The following is a 16,791-nucleotide window of genomic DNA, read 5'->3' as shown; positions in this document are numbered from 1 at the left end:
CGTTGCCAGTTGTTAGGAAGCCACCCTTGAGGTGGCTTTTTTTTTAATTAAGCTTGTTTACACAGCTCAATCCATCGTTCAATTCCTGCACTTCTATATTTTTGCCGCTGTAGGGCAAAATAAAACTCTCGCTGAAAATTTCTCTGTGGTACAGGGAGCTCAATTAAGGAGTTTCTCTTAAACGCCTCAGCTAATGAAACCCTGGATAAGCAGCTAATACCAAGTCCGGTCTCTACAGCTCGTTTTATAGCTTCCGTATGTTGTAACTCAAGTAAAATGTGAAGCTTGGGGAGTATGCCAGCCATTGCTCTTTCAAAAGTCTGTCGCGTTCCAGAGCCCGATTCCCGGGTGATCCAGGTCGCACCGATCAGGTCTTTATCGGCGAGGCGCTTGCGGCCTGCCAAAGGGTGGTTTGGTGCACAGAAAACAACCAGCTCATCATGGCGCCAGGGGATGATTTCCAGATCCGGGTGATTGATCTCTCCTTCAATTAATCCCAGGTCCAATTCAAAATTGAGCACCCTCTCGGCAATCGCTGCGGTATTGGCAACTTCCAGTTGTACTTGAGTACCGGGCTGCTCTTCCATATAACGAGCCATCACGCTGGCTGTCAGGTAGTTGCCAATGGTCAGGGTGGCTCCGATCTTCAGGCTTCCCAGTTCCCGGTGAGTGGCCAGTGTCTGCTCAAGTTCCTGGGCTCGCTCCAGGAGTTCTTCCGCCCTTGGCCACAATTGCCGTCCCAGTTCATTGAGACGCAATCGCTTACCGGTGCGTTCGAACAGGCGCAACTCAAACTGCTGTTCAAACTCTTTCAGCGCTGTGGAGGCTGCGGACTGGGACATACTCAGGCTCTCCGCAGCACGACTGACATTTTCGTGATGGGCACAGGCAAGGAACACCTCTAACTGGCGGAGCGTGTAGCGCAAAGGGATATCTCCAGTTGATCGTTAAAATAGATAAGGAATATCGAAATATCCCACTTTGCCAATAGATCTTCTAGGGCTAAAATTCAACTATCAAGAGACTCGTGGAATAACCGGTTTTAAGTTTATGTCCAAATTGAATATAGAGAAGGTGTTGGAAGTCCATCACTGGAACGACACACTGTTTAGCTTCAAGACCACCCGGGATTCGGGTTTTCGCTTTGAGAACGGACATTTCACGATGATTGGTTTGCAGCAGGACAATGGCCGTCCACTGCTGCGCGCCTACTCTATTGCTAGTGCCAACTACGAAGACGAGTTGGAATTCTTCAGTATCAAGGTTCCCGATGGCCCCCTGACCTCCCGCCTGCAGAAGATTAAGCCGGGCGATGAGATCTACGTGAGCCAAAAACCCACCGGTACTCTGGTGGCGGACCACCTGCTGCCGGGCAAACGCCTGTGGTTGCTGTCCACGGGTACTGGCTTGGCACCTTTCATGAGCATCATCAAAGATCCCACGGTCTACGAGCGTTTTGACCAGGTAATCCTTACTCACGGTGTTCGCTATGTTTCTGAGCTGGCTTACCAGGAGCAGATCGAGAACGAATTGCCGGAACACGAGTACTTTGGCGAGATGGTACGCGAGCAACTGCTTTACTACCCAACCGTGACCCGTGAGCCCTATCGGAATACTGGCCGCCTGACTGATCTCATGCTGTCCGGAAAGCTTTTCACCGATCTGGGTGTGCCCAAGCCGAGTGTTGAGGAAGATCGCTTTATGCTGTGCGGCAGCCCGGCAATGCTGAAGGATCTCACCAATATCCTCGATGACTGGGGATTCAAGGAGACCCGCGCAGGTGTACCTCACGAGTATGTGATTGAGCGCGCTTTCGTCGAAAAATAAGTTGGTCAGTCCAGCGATAAAAAAACCACCCTCGCGGTGGTTTTTTTATGGGTGAAATACAGATTCCCGAAACTATCCTGATCTTGTGAAACCCCTGCCTTCTATTCTGACTTGAGGGGGAGCTTGCTGGGAGTGGCTAGATGAAGCTGTTTTCATTGGGTGTATTACTGCTTTCCTTTTTCTGGCTGGGTGCCTGTACACGGGTGCCGGAGGGAGTGGAACCTGTCCAGAACTTCCAACTACAGCGATATTTAGGCCACTGGTATGAGATTGCTCGATTGGATCACTCTTTTGAGCGCGGCCTGACCCAGGTAACTGCTGACTACAGTCTCAACCATGATGGTTCTGTTGCGGTGATCAATACGGGCTATTCAAAAGCGCGTGATGCCTGGCAAATGGCGGAGGGGAGGGCCGAGTTTGTTGGCCCGAAAAATGTGGGCCATTTGAAAGTCTCTTTTCTTGGCCCCTTCTACTCATCGTATATCGTGATTGCTTTATCGGATGACTACCAATATGCGATGGTATCCGGCTACGATAAATCCTATCTGTGGATATTGTCCCGCACCCCAACCATGCCCAAGGATGTATTAGAGCAGTTTTTGCAGAAGGCCAAAGCTTTGGGGTATCCCGTCGACCAGATGATATTTCCCAAGCAAGAGGCTAAGCCCGGAAATAAGCCCTCGGTGCAGCCCTCAGGGTTGTGATCTGTTCAAAAGCCTGCGTTCCCGCCACCAGCTTATACACACTAGTAACAGCAATATAAGGGCCGGCCATTGGCGCCCCAGCAGTACTCTGTTTGCGTGATTATTTGCTTCTGGCCCCAAACGTGCGGCAGCCATTAGTTGGGTTTCCCTGGCATTCAGGGACTGCTGCCATAGAGGCCAGTCCTCTTTGGCAAAGATATAGAAGTCTAGTACCGACTCCCCTTCCAATTCAGTCCAAAGCTGGTGCCAACCTGAATCTTGGGGCCAGAAGCTGTAGCACTGACCCTGGGAACTATTGCTTGCGGCGATTCCTTTGGTAGAGCGGGAGCTATTTTGAAATGCTGATAAGACTGGGCTCTGATCAGAAAAAAGTGGGCTGCATAGGGTAGTGCGTTCCTGTGTACGCGGTAACTCATTGGAGAGCGTTACTGGCGGCTGACGTCCCAAATGCTTGAGTTGGTAATCGATAATGGATTTCCACAGGCTGGCAAATTCTGTAGCAAAGCCACTGGTTAGCCATCGGTGGCTGTCGCTAAATAGGATAAATCCCAGGTGTTGGTCCTCGGTTGAGCGTCCCCAGAAAAGCGGATTTTCTCTGTCACCCAGTAATAAGTCGCTGGAGCTGGGCTGCAAGGCTATAAAGCCAGGATTGCGCAGTGGGGGAATTTCCGCATTATCCGCTTTTTGGTAGCCAAAGCCGGAATGTAAGCGGGTGGCTTCTTCCTTTTGTAGAGGCATGGATTGGGCAGCAGCGTATTGGAGAAACTCTTCAGAGCTATCGTCACTGACTAACCATAACAGTGACTTTGTAGTGGCCAGTTCGTTGAGCTGACGCTTTTGCAGAGCAGAAAATTGTGGCCACAAACTGCTGTCGAGTATCACTAAATCGAAGGGACTTTCATTCGTGAATAAATCCGCAGACTCGGTAAGTGGAAGGCCGTTGAGAGTTTCTTTTCTACTAATTTCAGGTGCCAACTGGGTCATCACTTGTGCTGTTACACCGGATTGGCGTAGCCAGCGAGAGAGGGCGGCCGTCTCAAAAGAGGGGCGTGCCAGCCACAGTAACAATTTGGGTTGGAGCGGTTCACGCACCAGGATGGGTAAAGGATCTGTATGGGTTTCGCCGGCTTCGCTTTCCGTCCGTACTCGGTATAGCTGGGGGCCTGCGAGTTTTGGAGTGGCAGTGAGTTGTGCCTGAATTGCTTCTCCCACTTTCAGCTCAAGACTGTCTTCAATATGGCCGTAGGGATTGAGCAAACTAATTTTTACGTTTTCATTCAGTGACTGGTTGTTGTGAACCTTTAACTTTAAAGGATCACCCAGGGTAATTCGCCGCTGCCAGTCGAATTCCCAACTGTTATCAGATTCCTGGATCTTCGATAACTCCAGGCGCACTGGTGCCAGGTCTCGCAGTTTGTCGCGGCCGAGTGGCTCCCCATTGAGGGAGATATTTTCCACACCATTGAGATTTATTGGATGTGAGCTCGCCAGCTGTTTGCTGTCGATAGAGATATTGCGCTCGGCGGGAATGATTGCCGGCGGCTGCCAAAGTATCCAGGCGCTCAACCAAATCGCCAGTTGCAGGCCATAGTCGAACGGCTTGGCGCCACGGCGGCGCAACAGAACGAGTGATACTAAACAGGCCAACAGGCACAGGCCGGGTATCAAGAAATCAATCACAATGACTTCTCCCCTTGCTGGTGCAGCCAACGGCTGAAATGGCCGTCTGCCTCAGTTTGCAAAGGCAGTGAAGGCGCAGATTCCGGTGCTGGCAGTAGCTGATAGAGCAGCTGATTCAGGGAGTTTGTGCAATCAATGCAATTCGGTTGCTGGTGGCGCTGCTGGTATAAACGCAGCTGTTTGGACAGCTCCAGGCCAAGATCTAGTGATTGCTCTGTGGCTAGCTCATTTATCTGCACCAGCAGATCGGTATCGAGTTCGGCGCCAGCATCTACCTGGGCCATTAGGGCGAGTACCTGTGCTCTTTGTATTTGTTCAAATGTACTGTCAACAGTTTCTGGCGCTACTTCTTCCCGTTCACCGCTAAGCCGGCGGCTTTCGTCTATGGGGGGCGCCTCGAAGCCGACTCTTTGTAAGTAAATACGCGAAGCCTGCTGTACTTCCTTGATAAAGCGCAGAGCCCGGTGCTGGTGGGGCAGGGAGGCTTGGGGCTCTATAACCGACAGGTCGCGCCAGGAACTCCACATGGCATTCAGCGCGTTGCGCAGTAGCTCCTTGGTTTGGGGGTCGAACAGGGTGGCATGCTCTGAGCTGTCATGCCGGTGTCCGGCAGAAGCAGCTATGCGCTCTGCCTGTTGGAAATGGGAGTCTCGCTGTGCAAAGGGAGTGGCATTTTCTTCGCCATGTGATTGGTGCTCACCTTGTTCTGTATGATCGTGGCTATGGCCGTGTTCGGATTCTTCTTTATCATCGTGCTTCTCGCTCTCTGCTCCAGAATGCTCCGCTTCCGAATCCTCTTCGCCGAGAAAGCGGCCGTAGCGCATGCGCAGCAAATTCTGTTCATAGGCTAAACCCTCGGAGCGTTTGCGAAACTCCTGTGGATGCAGCTGCTCTCGCTCGGCTAGTAGGGCCTCGGTGTCAATAATCAGCTGGCGTTGGCTGCGGAAGTACTCCGGTAATATCTTAATCGCCATCCCCTCGCTGTCACTCAGCCCGAAAATCTCTTCTTGCGGCCAGCGCAAGATAAAGTGTTGGCTCTTGACAACGTTGGCGCTGGGCTCGCGGTTATCCCTGGCCTCCAGATACCAGTAAAGTTCATCTCCCGCTTCCATGGAAAACTGGTGGATGGGCAGGAGGAAATCGTAGCGAGCTGCTTTCTTATCTTCCGAGGAGTTTGTTAATAAAGCAGTGGGTTTCAAACTGGAGAGAGCAATACGCTCTTCGCGAAAGCGTAAATTTTCCCCGGTGCCGCTGGCGAGGGTGACCAATAAATCCGCAGAACTCACCTGGTAATCATCATTAATGATTACTTTCACGGGAATACTTTGAGCGCTGCCTTGAATCGTATCGACGCGCAAGCTGGGTGCCTCAAAGGTAAACTCCGGAGCATTGTCTTTTTGCACCCGAATATTATGAATTTCCGGCAATAGCATTTGGCTCTCCGCGAGTTGCACTGAGAGCTGGTAAAAGTCTGCTTTAGCGATTGTGCGTTGTAATTGCCATTTTTTACTGGGTAGATCACCTAGTGGAGAAAAGGCGAAGCGCTCAGTTTCGGCCAGCATTTCCAGCCCTTGCACCGGTTGATTCAATTCAAGTTGCCACTCGACCGCAGACTGCTCCGGCACGTCGACTTGTAGGGATTGGCTGTCGGCTGCGAGCCCAGTGTAGGCGGGCGGCTGGATATGGGTTGCCGCGCGGGTTATGGCGAGCTTTTCGGCAACGGGAATAGCCGTATTTTGTTGCGTGGTCTCAGTTTTATCCCCGGTGAAGTGAGAATCGCTCAGTACAAATAACAATAGTCCCAGGCAGGCACCAAAAGCATTTGTCAGGGTACTGCGGAGTTTTTTTGGACCGAAAAACGACCGGTCGCCACTTTCCAGCAGTTGTTGCAGCTCTGTTTCGATACGCGTGCGCTGTAATTGCTGCAATGGACTTAGGTTGGTTTTCTGTTGGCTAAGCAACTGGCTGCTGTCTTGCAGCTGTGGATATTGTCCATCCAATTGTCGACATAGGCTTTCAGGGCTTGGGCGCCAGCTGCGATCCAATAGAATTGCTACAACAATAATTCCGAGCCAGGCGAGCAATAGCCACTGTGGCCAGCCGAATACAAAAATGCCCAAGCCCGCCAGAAGGCTGAGGCCAGTGGCAAGCCAGAGATAGGGCCACAGGGCTGTCAGTTGCCAGCGCCTGCGCACAGCGTTAAGGGTGGACTGGTGCTTATGCATGGTCGGCCTCCCTATTACTATCGATTGCCATGATGGCTGGGGGACGAGATAGGGCAATTAGGCGTTCAAAAGCCAGAAGTAACAGTAGGGCGGCTATTAACCAGGGTTGTAGTTGTTCAATACGGCGGTTTTCTACCTCGCTGTCTTCTACAGGAAGGCCTGCCCCAGCTATGTCTGCCACTACTTTATTGGCAGACCAGTGGCCACGATTTTGGTGTTGCAGAGCCCAGTCTTGCCCAGACCAGTGCTGCCATAAACGTTCAGGTAAATCTGCGCGGCGATAAAAGGCCTCGCTGTACCAGTCACTTTCGTAGCGCAGCCAACTTCCCCGTCCCACTGAGGCCGCTTGAGCTGACTGGCTGTTATCCACAGCAACGAAGTTGAGATTATCGGCAGGGGGGATGCTGTTGTCGGTGATTAACAGGCTGCCATCTGAAACAAATTCCAGCACGGCTTGTGGCAGGGGAGCGGGGCCCGTGTAGATCAACCAATCTGCCTGCTCGGCATTGGGTGTCTCTTCTTGTTCCTGAATATGCACCGATAGTCCCGGCATATTGCTTTGCCAGTCTTCCAGCACTGGCGCCCACCAGCTGGGTGGTTTGCCCATTAAAGCGATACTCGGTAATACCGGGCTCGGAGCTATGGATGTTTTGTCGAGGCCGTGCCACTGCCAATGGGGACTGACTCTTAGTGCCTGGTGGGATGCTGGAACCCCGTTGTTTATCAACAGGATATGAGCCCTGCGCAAATCCGCCCGGCGTGATAGTACTGATAGAGTTTTCCACAGGTCCACATTTTGTGGTGGGGGTGAGGTTACGGAAGGTGTTTCTGGGGATAACCACAGTACTTTATAACCTTCCCCGACAAGCTGTGGCAGTGAATTGTGGATAAATGTATTCGCTTCGCCCGCCCCAATTCTGGGGTCTACCAGTATCACGCCCTCTTGGGGATAAATTTCCCGTTTAATCAGCGGCTGTGCCAATAAACCTGCCAGCAGTACGACGATTAGCAGGCGCAATAGCAGCAACCACTTGTTATCCACAATAGGGCGGCGCGCGCGACTCTGTGAATATCTTTGTACCCATTGCAGCGCAGCAAAGGAGATCTGCTGTGGATTACTTCGGCGCAGCAAATGAATGGCGATAGGGATAATCAGGGCTGTGAATAGCCATAGCCACTGTGGGGATTGAAATAAGTTATTTATCCACAACATCTCAGCACAACCTGCCGTGCAGCTGAATAAATTGCCGCAGTGACTTTTCCACAGGCTTCTCGATAAGGTCGGTCTGCAGTGAACACTCCTGTGCGGCAAAGCGTGCTTTTAACTCGCTCTGTGCTTGAGCAAAAGTATCCAGGTAAGACTGGCGTTGCCGCTCGGCGTCTACTTCTAAAGTTGCGGGCGTACCGGCGCTTACTTCTGGATTGAGCAGCTTTAGCTCTCCGACAAAAGGAAAAGTCTGCTCGGCTTCAACTAACAACTGCAGTGGCAGGCAGGGGCGGCCGGCGGCATGCAGGCGTGCGGCAAAATCGCCGATCTCATTGCCCTGTTGAAAAAAATCACTCAGTAACACCACCTGACAGGGGCGTTCAAAGTATTGCCACAGCGGCGCCAGTTGAGCGCGATCTGGCCAGTGGCCGCTGGCGTCGAGTTGTTGTAGCTGAAGAGCGATTTGACGCTGGTGGCTCTCGCCCTGGCCTTCGGGCACATAAACCGTTCTGCTACTGTTAAACGCCAATAGGGAAAAGCTGTCTCCCTGGGCGTTGAGCAGCCAGCACAGGCTGGCGATCCAGCACTTGGCGTAATGCAGTTTATTCAGGCTGGGCTCGATAAAACTTGCCTGGCCCAGGGAGGCGCTGCTATCGAGTACAAAGCACACGTGCATACGGCTCTCCTGCTCGGTCTCGCGCACATAGTAGCGATCGCTGCGGGCGAACAGTTTCCAGTCGATATGGCGGATGGAATCACCCGCTTGATAACCTCGGTATTGGTGAAATTCCAGGCCGGTGCCACGGCGCTGGCTGTGTTGCACACCGAGCATTACGCCCTCGGCGATATGCCGCGACAGCCATACCAGATCGCGACAACTGGCCAGGGTTTTGGGGGACAGGTATTCCACGCTGATCAGTCCCGGCCCGGTTCCGGCACCGCCGTCAGTAATTCATCAATCAGCTGTGGCATCTGCACGCCATCGGCCTGGGCCTGGAAGCTGAGCAGCACCCGGTGGCGCAGCACTGGCAGTAACAGGCTGCGGATATCCTCGCGGGTGATGGCGAGGCGTCGTTGCAAAAGGGCGCGGGCCTTGGCGGCGAGAATCAGAGCCTGCCCCGCGCGGGGGCCGGCGCCCCACTTGATCCACTGTTGCAGGGTATCGCTGCCGCTGGTTTCCATACGGGTAGCGCGCACTAGTGCCGCCACGTAGCAGTACAAATCGTCGCTAACATGAATTTCCCGCACCAGTTGCTGCATTTCCCGCAATTGCTCTGCATCCAGGCTGGGGCTGGGTTTGACCCTGCTGGCACCGGTGGTGGAGCGCAGGATTTCAACTTCATCCCGCTCATCGGGATAGTCGATATGAATATTTAACAGAAAGCGGTCCAGCTGAGCTTCTGGCAGTGGATAGGTACCAGCCTGCTCGATGGGATTTTGTGTGGCCAGTACGAAATAGGGATCGGGCAACTTCAATGTTTTACCGCCCACCGTTACCGAGCCTTCCTGCATGGACTCCAATAGGGCTGCCTGGGTTTTCGGCGGCGTGCGGTTAATTTCATCGGCGAGCAGGATATTGGTGAAAACCGGGCCCTGCTGGAATTTAAAAAAGCGCTTGCCGGTGCTGTGATCCTCCTCGAGGATCTCACTGCCGAGAATATCTCCGGGCATTAAATCCGGGGTGAACTGTACCCGCTTAAAATCCAGCGCACTGGCATCGGCGAGGGTTTTTACCAGCAGGGTCTTACCCAGCCCCGGCACCCCTTCGAGTAGGGCGTGGCCGCCGGCCAATAGGCAGATCAACATCTGCTCCACCACGGGTTTCTGGCCGACAATCACTCGCGCAATCTCTTGTTGGAGATTGTCGAGGCTGTGCAGTTGTTCTTCGATACTATTTTCCAGGGTGGTCAGCATAATCAGCTCGTCAGTGCGTAAATAACAATGTTCACCGCAAATTTTGTGTTATCGATGGCGAGCCAGCGTTTGTTGCGGTAGTCGTAGTCCCATTCGCAGCCGAAATCTTTGTTGCTGTAGAGCACGGCGATACGGCCGTTTACAACAATGGCTTTCAGGTAGTCGTGTACCAGATCATCACCCCAGCCATTTAATTCAAAGCTGGTTACCGGCAATTCATCGAATTGAAAGAAACAGCGGTAGAGGTCGTGATTGTCCGGGAGTTTTTGCAGGCAGTCTTCGCCAAACAGCTCGGCCATTTGCGCTTCGAAGGATTTGGCAAAGAGACCGTCGATATCGTGGTTGCAGTCGTCGACAAATACAAAGCCACCGCGATTGACGTAATCGCGAAAATTCTTTGCCTCTTCCGTAGTGAATTGCACCAGCTTGTGTCCGGCCAGGTAGCAGAAAGGCGCCAGCAGCATTTTCTTATCGGCCAGCGGCACTATGTGCTCTTTGGGATCAACCCTGAGATTGGTGTATTCCACCAGTGAATTGAGCAGGTTGGAAGGCATGCGCTGATCCACATCCCAGTCACCGGATTCGTACATCAAGCGGGTGAAATAAAAATCGTAGTGCTCCTGTGCACTACCCGGTGCTGTATTTTGTGCGCGTGTGCCCAGAGGCAGCGCTGCGGCGCAGCTACCCAGGATCAGGCGCTGAAGAAAAGCCTTGCGGGTGAGGGACACGAGATAACTCTGTTACTGCGTTGGTTTTTATTGTTGAGAGCAAAGGAAAGAAGGTGCTCCGTTCGAGACATGCTGTAAATACATCCCTGTACGCTCGTAATCGGCATCCATGCCTCATTCGGTCTCGAACGGAGCACCTTCTTTCCTTCTACCCATTTATTTTCAATGCTGGGAGCTGACTGGTTTGCTGGCCAGCTCCCGCCTGGATCAATGGCTAGCCCAGCTTGCGCTTGGTGTTAATCACATTGATACCGTCGAAGCGCGCAGTGGAACTACCGTGGGATACCGCACTGGTTTGCATCGGCTGTCCCTTACCGTCAAAGAAGGAACCACCCAGGCGGTAATCATTCTGGTCGCAGACCTGCGAACAGGCATTCCAGAATTCCTGGGTGTTGGACTGGTAGGCGACATCCTCCACCATGCCGGTAATCTTGCCGTCTTCAATCTCGTAGAACAGCTGTCCACCAAACTGGAAGTTGTAGCGCTGCTGGTCGATGGAGAAGGAACCGGCACCCACAATATAAATGCCTTTCTCCACATCCTTGATCATATCGTCGACGCTCAGCTCCTCCTTGCCAGGCAACAGCGAAACGTTGGACATGCGCTGGAATTGCACGCTGGACCAGCTGTCGGCGTAGCAGCAGCCGTGGGATTCCTTTTGCCCCAGCATATGTACCTGGTCGCGGGTGGCCTGGTAGTTCACCAGCACACCGTCTTTTACCAGATCCCAGTTGCGGGTCTTCACGCCTTCATCGTCGTAGCCGACGGCGCCGAGAGAGCCGGGCTGTACCTTATCGGCAAACAGGTTGACCTTGTCGCTGCCGTATTGGAATTTGCCGCTGCGCCATTTATCGATAGTGGCGAAAGAGGTACCGGCAAAATTGGCCTCGTAGCCGAGCACGCGGTCCAGCTCCAGTGGGTGGCCGACGGATTCGTGGATGGTGAGCCAGAGGTGGCTTGGGTCCAGCACCAGGTCGTACTTGCCCGGTTTGACCGATTTAGCCGTGAGCTTTTCCTTGGCATGTTGCGCCGCCAGGCGTGCGTCTTCGGCCATATCGTAGGAGTCGCGGTAGAGCACTGTCTGCGCTTGGATCTTGTCTTCGGCGCGGCCATCCAGGTATTCAAAGCCGCGTCCTACCGGCTGGCTGAGGCCCTGGCGGGTACGGAAGCCGCCAGTTTTCTTGTCCACTGCGGTGACCGAGAAGGGCGCCCACAAACGGTGGACATCCTGGTCGATATAGGAGCCGTCGGTAGAGGCAAAATACTTTTGTTCATTCACCAGGTACAACATGGAATTGATATAGCTGGCGCCGGCATCCATAGCGGACTTGTTCACGTCCATTAACAGGTCCACCTTGTCGGCCAGGGGGATCTGCATAGCGTTTTTCTGGATCGGTGTCTGCCAGCTCACCTCGCCGTGGCCTTTTACCGGAGCCAGCTGTACTGGCTCCTGCTGGTACTTGGAGTTGGCCTTGGCGGTAGCTACTGCCTGGCGGGTGGCGCGGGCGACGCCATCGGCTGTCAGGTCATTGGTGGCAGCAAAGCCCCAGGTGCCGTTGGCAATAACCCGAATCCCCATGCCGATAGATTCGGTGTTCACCACGTCCTGCACTTTCATCTCGCGGGTGATCACGTATTGGTTCAGGTAGCGACCAATACGCACATCGGCATAAGTGGCGCCGAGTTTAGTGGCGGTATTCAGGGCGACATCGGCAAATTCTTTTTTTACAGAGAGATCAATACCGCTTTGTGTCAGTTTGCTCTCGGCGACCAGATTGCCGGACAGCGGCAACATGGAAACACCCAGGCCGGCACCGCTGAGCTGGAGAAATTTTCTTCTTTCCATTTCGTTATCCTCGATGGGTGCTGGCTGTTATACGGCGTCGGAAAGGCTGCTGAAGGTGAAGTCGCGCACTTTCAACGCGGGAATCATGGCGGACATGCCCCACATACCCACTCGCTGGGGGACGCCCATATCTTCGATATTGTTGAGCATGATTACCGGGCTCTCGTTGAAGCGGAAGTTCTTCACCGGGTATTTGATCTTGCCGTTTTCGATATAGAAGGTGCCGTCGCGGGTGAGGCCGGTGAGCAGCATGGACTGTGGATCGACCATACGGATATACCAGGTGCGGGATACCAAAATACCGCGGCGGGTATTTTTGATCAGTTCTTCGGTGGTTTTATCGCCGCCGATCATAATCAGGTTGTTGGGCTCGGGGACCACTTCGCCTTTGCTTTGCTCGGCCCAGTAGCGGCTGCGCGCCAGGTTTTTCACTACGCCGTCTTTCACCCATTCGGTGCGTCCCAGCTGCATAAAGTCACCGTCGGTCCAGGGTTGAGCCGGCACATCGAGACTGGTGGGGTCGGAGTAGAAATTTACGCGCTTGTCGAACATCTTCTCGCCGGTCCGGTTGCCGCCGCCCTTTTTGCTCATAAAGCTGCGGCCCTCGTCGGCACTGCGCGCATCGAAGCCGCTCATCATGTAACCCACCAGGCCGGACACCGCATTGGGCTCAAGGATCACGGTGTACTTGCCCGGTTCCAGGGCACGGGCTTCCTGGGACAGGACCGCTTTGTCGATGGCGACAGAGGAGGTGCTGCCGGTATTCATTGCACCGAAATCGGTAACGTCACTTTCGGCCCAACCAGAACCCAGGCCATTCTCGGTGCGCATAGTTACAGTGAAATTGGCAGAGGTAGAAGCGTGGTAGCCGAACAAGCGTTTACTGGTGGCGACTGCAGCAAAAGAGCGCTGGTCTTCCAGGTAACCTGCGGCAACCACTTTCTTTTCCTTGGCTGCAATAATGGAATCTGCCGCAGCCTTGGCGCGCTGGTCTGGAGTGATATCTGCAGTGGACTTGGCGAAGCCGTCTACGCTGACATATTTCTGCGGTCCCAGCATCGGCATGGCTTCCGGGTTTTCCGGAGATAGCTTGGCCAACTCTTCGGCGCGACGCATCACTTTTTCCAGGGAGGCATCACTGAATTCATTGATAGTGGCCACACCGGATTTCTTGCCGAAACGGGCTTCTACGGCCAGCTCGATATCATTGACGATACCACTGGTGGAAACGCTGTTGCGCGCGTAGCGAATATTGCCGGTTTCGCTGCCGGCCAGCTGCGCGCTGGCTTCATCAGCGCGGCTGTATTTTAAAACCTTGTCGAGAATACGCTTCGCTTCACTTCTACTCAGAATGGCCATTGCCTTTTCTCCAATTACTTATTCTTGTGCGCCGCTCAGGAAATCTTGCGCTTGGTATTGATTACATTAATTTGGTCAAAACGAGTGGTGGAACAGCCGTGGGAGACTGCACTCACCTGGCTCGGCTGGCCCTTGCCATCGAAGAAGGTTCCGCCCAAGCGGTAATCGCTGCTGTCGCAAATCGCCGAGCAGGAATTCCAGAATTCCTGGGTGTTGGACTGGTAGGCGACGTCCTCAACCTGGCCGACGATCTCGCCGTTTTTGATCTCGTAGAACAGCTGCCCGCCGAATTGGAAGTTGTAGCGCTGCTGATCGATGGAATAAGAGCCGCGTCCGACAATGTAAATGCCTTTTTCCACATCGCGGATCATGGATTTTGCCGAGTATTCTTTTTCGCTTGGCGCCAAAGAGACATTGGGCATGCGCTGGAACTGCACACTGGACCAGCTATCGCCATAGCTACAACCGTGGGATTCCTTTTGGTCGATCATATGCACCTGATCGCGGGTAGCCTGGTAGTTCACCAGGATGCCGTCTTTTACCAAATCCCAACGCTTGGTTTTTACCCCCTCGTCGTCATAGGCGACGGCGCCGAGGGAGCCCGGTTGCACCTTGTCGGCAAACAGGGTGACCTTATCGCTGCCGTACTGGAATTTACCGCTGCGCCACTTATCCAGGGTGGCGAAGGAAGTTCCCGCATAGTTGGCCTCGTAACCCAGCACGCGGTCCAGCTCTAATGGGTGACCCACAGATTCATGGATGGTCAGGCACAGATGCGAGGGTTCCAGTACCAAATCGTACTTGCCCGGATCGATGGACTTGGCTGATAGCTTGGCCTGGGCTTGCTCGGCTGCAAGCACTGCATCCTCAGCCATATCATAGGAAGCTTTGTAGAGCGTGGTCTGACCGCGAATCTTGTCTTTGTCGTGACCGGCCAGGTATTCATAGCCTCTTCCCACTGGGTCACTGAGACCGTTGCGAGTCTTGAAAGCACCGCTCTGCTTATCAACAGCGGTCACCTGCATAGGTGCCCATAGGCGATGGACATCCTGGTCAATATAGGAGCCGTCGCTAGAAGCAAAGTACTTTTGCTCATTCACCAAATACAGGGAAGAACGGATATAGCTGGCCCCGGCTTTGAGTGCCCCATTGTTAACATCCATCAGGAAATCGACTTTTTCACTGATGGGGACCTGCAGGGCATTTTGTTCGATAGGTGTCTGCCAGGAAACCTCGCCCACCCCTTTTACTGGTGCCAAACGCACGGGCTCAGTTTGGTACTTCGCATTGGCCTTAGCTACGGCAACTGCTTGGCGCGCGGCAAGGGCAACGCCATCCGCTGTAAGGTCGTTGGTGGCGGCGAAGCCCCAGGTACCATTGGCAATCACACGAATACCTGCGCCAAGGGATTCTGTGTTGACGATATTCTCCACGTTGGTTTCGCGGGTCATAACGTACTGGTTCAGATAGCGGCCAATACGCACATCGGTATAACTGGCCCCGGCCTTGCGCGCCGTATTCAGGACTACATCCGCCAGGTGTCTTTTATGGGAGCTGTGCATGCCCTCATTGAGCAGCTGCTCCGCGCTGACCTGAATGCCCTGTAGAGGCAACAAAATACCACTGGAGCCGACGCCGGCGATCTTGAGGAATTTTCTTCTTTCCATTGGCTACCTTTACCCCACGAGAGCACGAGCACTCTCTGCGGGTACTTATTGTTATTACGACTGACGCTGGAGGCCGTGTGTGCGCGGAGGTCAGACTTTGGATACGCACAACTAACAGGACCAACCTAAAGTTGTAAAGTACTCGCTCGGTAAAGTGAAGTTTCGTAGGGGTAAGACGTTGTGAGGGTGGAACGGGAATCAGAGGGCAGCATTTCTTCGAACTTTGTCGAAAGTAATATCCTTAAGCAGGATACCGTTGCGGTAAACGGGCCTCAGCAGGTTAGCCTCTGATTTTAGGTCGCTCTGCACAATAGTTCGAAGTACACCATCATCGCCGCGAATCAAGGCAAGGCGGCCACCCTTGGACCTTTTCTCGGGTCCGGTTCTCGGATTCTTAAAAATATCGTACCAACTGCCATTGATACAGATAGCGCTGGCTTTCATTGCAAACCCCATCATATCGCGGTCAACTTTTTGTAGTAATCCTCCACCCATACCAAAGGTCAGATTTTCTGTGCTTTGCTTGTTTTCTTTCATTGCTTGGAGAATTTTCGGGATTACAAAGCGGGTGATACCGTCTCCTTGTATAACGCGAATAAAGGGGGGGAGTAATCGATACCCTTTTTTATTCTTCTGCGAGCCAAATATCCGCATCAACCTTTCTATTGCTTCTATCACGACTTCCTCTGGGTTGCCGGAGTCAGGCCTTATTACTAATGTGCCGCCACTGTGAGTAACTTTATCCTTTAATTTTTTTCCCCAGATATTCTCTATAGCATTCCACAAATCGTAGCTATCGCTGACAACAGCCACAGTTTTTCCTTCCCCAGAAAATTGCTCAAGTATATTACGGTAAGCATCTTCCTCATGCTGTTGTCCCCAAGCGATAATAGTGCTGTGTTCAGCGGCGGGAATGGAAGCTCCAGGTACAGCGGCGTTGTAAAACCTTTTCGCGGCTAATATTCCGGATATCGTATCAGTCCCCTTAAAATTAACTAAGTGAGCCATGCCTCCCAGCATGGCTGTTTCGAGACTGCTGGCTCCCCGAGCCCCGAAATCATGTAAACGAAATTCCAGCGTATCCAGATTTTCCGCTGTTTCAAATAAATACTGTGAGATAATTTTCTTTATTTCGCGGCTCTGGGTAGCTACGGTTGATGGATACCAGATGCTCCGTAAAAGTGCGGTCTCAATATAAGTGGTGAGCCAAAAGCAGGAGGGGCAGGTATTAACAATCTGAGCTAAAACATTGGTTACTGGAATTACTTGTCCTTCTTCTATCGCTGTAATTTCAAGGGGCATTAAACCATTATGGTCATTTAAAATATGATCCCATCCATCACGGTTAAATGGTAGTCCATGGGGGTTTAAAATATTTTCAGCTTCATCTATGTGATGAGAACTGATGGGGGTGCTCAGGTACTGCTTGATAAACGCCTGCAAGCCAAAGAATACCGTCGACGCAAATTCACCACCACGACACTCTACATAACTACTAATGTGTGATGTTCCTGGGGGGTACTGCAGATAATGACTAGTTTTATAGCTATCGACATTGAGAATAGGATTTCTCAAGCACTGAAAGGATGAATTAGAACTGGGCGCGTTCATATTTTCAAAACCATAATTTGGCG

At 52.8% G+C, this 16,791-nt stretch carries 13 protein-coding genes; 2 read left to right on the top strand and 11 right to left on the bottom strand.

The window, feature by feature from the left end:
• Positions 1–47: 47 nt before the first annotated feature.
• The gene (locus tag ACJJIN_RS17265; protein WP_444895550.1) at positions 48–926 is read right to left on the bottom strand and encodes a LysR family transcriptional regulator; all 879 of its coding nucleotides are present in this window, start codon (positions 924–926) and stop codon (positions 48–50) included.
• Positions 927–1,050: 124 nt separating this feature from the next.
• Between ACJJIN_RS17265 and ACJJIN_RS17260 the strand changes: the two genes are divergently transcribed.
• Complete coding sequence (locus ACJJIN_RS17260) at positions 1,051–1,827, top strand: ferredoxin--NADP reductase (RefSeq protein WP_413663957.1); 777 nt, start codon at positions 1,051–1,053, stop codon at positions 1,825–1,827.
• A 140-nt stretch (positions 1,828–1,967) separates the two neighbouring features.
• On the top strand, positions 1,968–2,531 hold the full coding sequence (locus ACJJIN_RS17255; RefSeq protein WP_444895549.1) for a lipocalin family protein: 564 nt from the start codon (positions 1,968–1,970) through the stop codon (positions 2,529–2,531).
• Here ACJJIN_RS17255 and ACJJIN_RS17250 read toward each other — a convergent pair.
• The 10 genes from ACJJIN_RS17250 to ACJJIN_RS17205 all read right to left on the bottom strand — a co-directional run bounded on the left by ACJJIN_RS17250 (position 2,520) and on the right by ACJJIN_RS17205 (position 16,768).
• Complete coding sequence (locus ACJJIN_RS17250; protein ID WP_444895548.1) at positions 2,520–4,211, bottom strand: hypothetical protein; 1,692 nt, start codon at positions 4,209–4,211, stop codon at positions 2,520–2,522. The two genes, ACJJIN_RS17255 and ACJJIN_RS17250, sit on opposite strands and share 12 nt — an antisense overlap.
• Entirely contained in the window at positions 4,208–6,436 is a 2,229-nt protein-coding gene (locus ACJJIN_RS17245; protein WP_444895547.1) for a hypothetical protein, read from the bottom strand. Before ACJJIN_RS17245 ends, ACJJIN_RS17250 begins: the two co-directional genes overlap by 4 nt.
• Positions 6,429–7,649, bottom strand: a complete 1,221-nt coding sequence (locus ACJJIN_RS17240; RefSeq protein WP_282930462.1) for a BatA domain-containing protein — start codon at positions 7,647–7,649, stop codon at positions 6,429–6,431. The genes ACJJIN_RS17245 and ACJJIN_RS17240 overlap by 8 nt, the downstream gene beginning before the upstream one ends.
• A gap of 1 nt (position 7,650) precedes the next feature.
• Positions 7,651–8,553: a DUF58 domain-containing protein gene (locus ACJJIN_RS17235; RefSeq protein ID WP_282930461.1), complete on the bottom strand. Its 903-nt coding sequence runs from the start codon at positions 8,551–8,553 to the stop codon at positions 7,651–7,653.
• A gap of 5 nt (positions 8,554–8,558) precedes the next feature.
• Positions 8,559–9,557 carry an AAA family ATPase gene (locus tag ACJJIN_RS17230; protein ID WP_282930460.1) on the bottom strand — a complete coding sequence of 333 codons (999 nt, stop codon included), beginning with the start codon at positions 9,555–9,557 and terminating at the stop codon, positions 8,559–8,561.
• A 2-nt stretch (positions 9,558–9,559) separates the two neighbouring features.
• Positions 9,560–10,285, bottom strand: a complete 726-nt coding sequence (locus tag ACJJIN_RS17225) for a DUF4159 domain-containing protein (protein WP_282930459.1) — start codon at positions 10,283–10,285, stop codon at positions 9,560–9,562.
• Between the two features lie 214 nt (positions 10,286–10,499).
• Positions 10,500–12,131: a TldD/PmbA family protein gene (locus tag ACJJIN_RS17220; protein WP_444895546.1), complete on the bottom strand. Its 1,632-nt coding sequence runs from the start codon at positions 12,129–12,131 to the stop codon at positions 10,500–10,502.
• A 27-nt stretch (positions 12,132–12,158) separates the two neighbouring features.
• Positions 12,159–13,490, bottom strand: coding sequence for a TldD/PmbA family protein (locus ACJJIN_RS17215; RefSeq protein WP_444895545.1), 1,332 nt, complete (start codon positions 13,488–13,490; stop codon positions 12,159–12,161).
• A gap of 35 nt (positions 13,491–13,525) precedes the next feature.
• Positions 13,526–15,157 (bottom strand): TldD/PmbA family protein, encoded by a 1,632-nt coding sequence (locus ACJJIN_RS17210; protein ID WP_444892495.1) that lies wholly within the window; start codon positions 15,155–15,157, stop codon positions 13,526–13,528.
• A gap of 198 nt (positions 15,158–15,355) precedes the next feature.
• A complete protein-coding gene (locus tag ACJJIN_RS17205) occupies positions 15,356–16,768 on the bottom strand; it encodes a nicotinate phosphoribosyltransferase (protein WP_444895544.1) in 1,413 nt (470 codons plus the stop codon).
• Between the last annotated feature and the right edge of the window lie 23 nt (positions 16,769–16,791).

The organism is Microbulbifer maximicatervae (SeqCode) (assembly GCF_052467505.1).
Note: the sequence above shows the minus strand (reverse complement) of the source record. Positions and strands in the feature narration are given on the sequence as shown.

Bases quoted from the DNA above. Each gene is read 5' to 3' on its own strand.
- ACJJIN_RS17260 (WP_413663957.1), top strand. From the start codon at position 1,051: ATGTCCAAATTGAATATAGAGAAGGTGTTGGAAGTCCATCACTGGAAC.
- ACJJIN_RS17255 (WP_444895549.1), top strand. From the start codon at position 1,968: ATGAAGCTGTTTTCATTGGGTGTATTACTGCTTTCCTTTTTCTGGCTG.
- ACJJIN_RS17245 (WP_444895547.1), bottom strand. From the start codon at position 6,436: ATGCATAAGCACCAGTCCACCCTTAACGCTGTGCGCAGGCGCTGGCAA.
- ACJJIN_RS17240 (WP_282930462.1), bottom strand. From the start codon at position 7,649: ATGTTGTGGATAAATAACTTATTTCAATCCCCACAGTGGCTATGGCTA.
- ACJJIN_RS17230 (WP_282930460.1), bottom strand. From the start codon at position 9,557: ATGCTGACCACCCTGGAAAATAGTATCGAAGAACAACTGCACAGCCTC.
- ACJJIN_RS17220 (WP_444895546.1), bottom strand. From the start codon at position 12,131: ATGGAAAGAAGAAAATTTCTCCAGCTCAGCGGTGCCGGCCTGGGTGTT.
- ACJJIN_RS17215 (WP_444895545.1), bottom strand. From the start codon at position 13,490: ATGGCCATTCTGAGTAGAAGTGAAGCGAAGCGTATTCTCGACAAGGTT.
- ACJJIN_RS17210 (WP_444892495.1), bottom strand. From the start codon at position 15,157: ATGGAAAGAAGAAAATTCCTCAAGATCGCCGGCGTCGGCTCCAGTGGT.
- ACJJIN_RS17205 (WP_444895544.1), bottom strand. From the start codon at position 16,768: ATGAACGCGCCCAGTTCTAATTCATCCTTTCAGTGCTTGAGAAATCCT.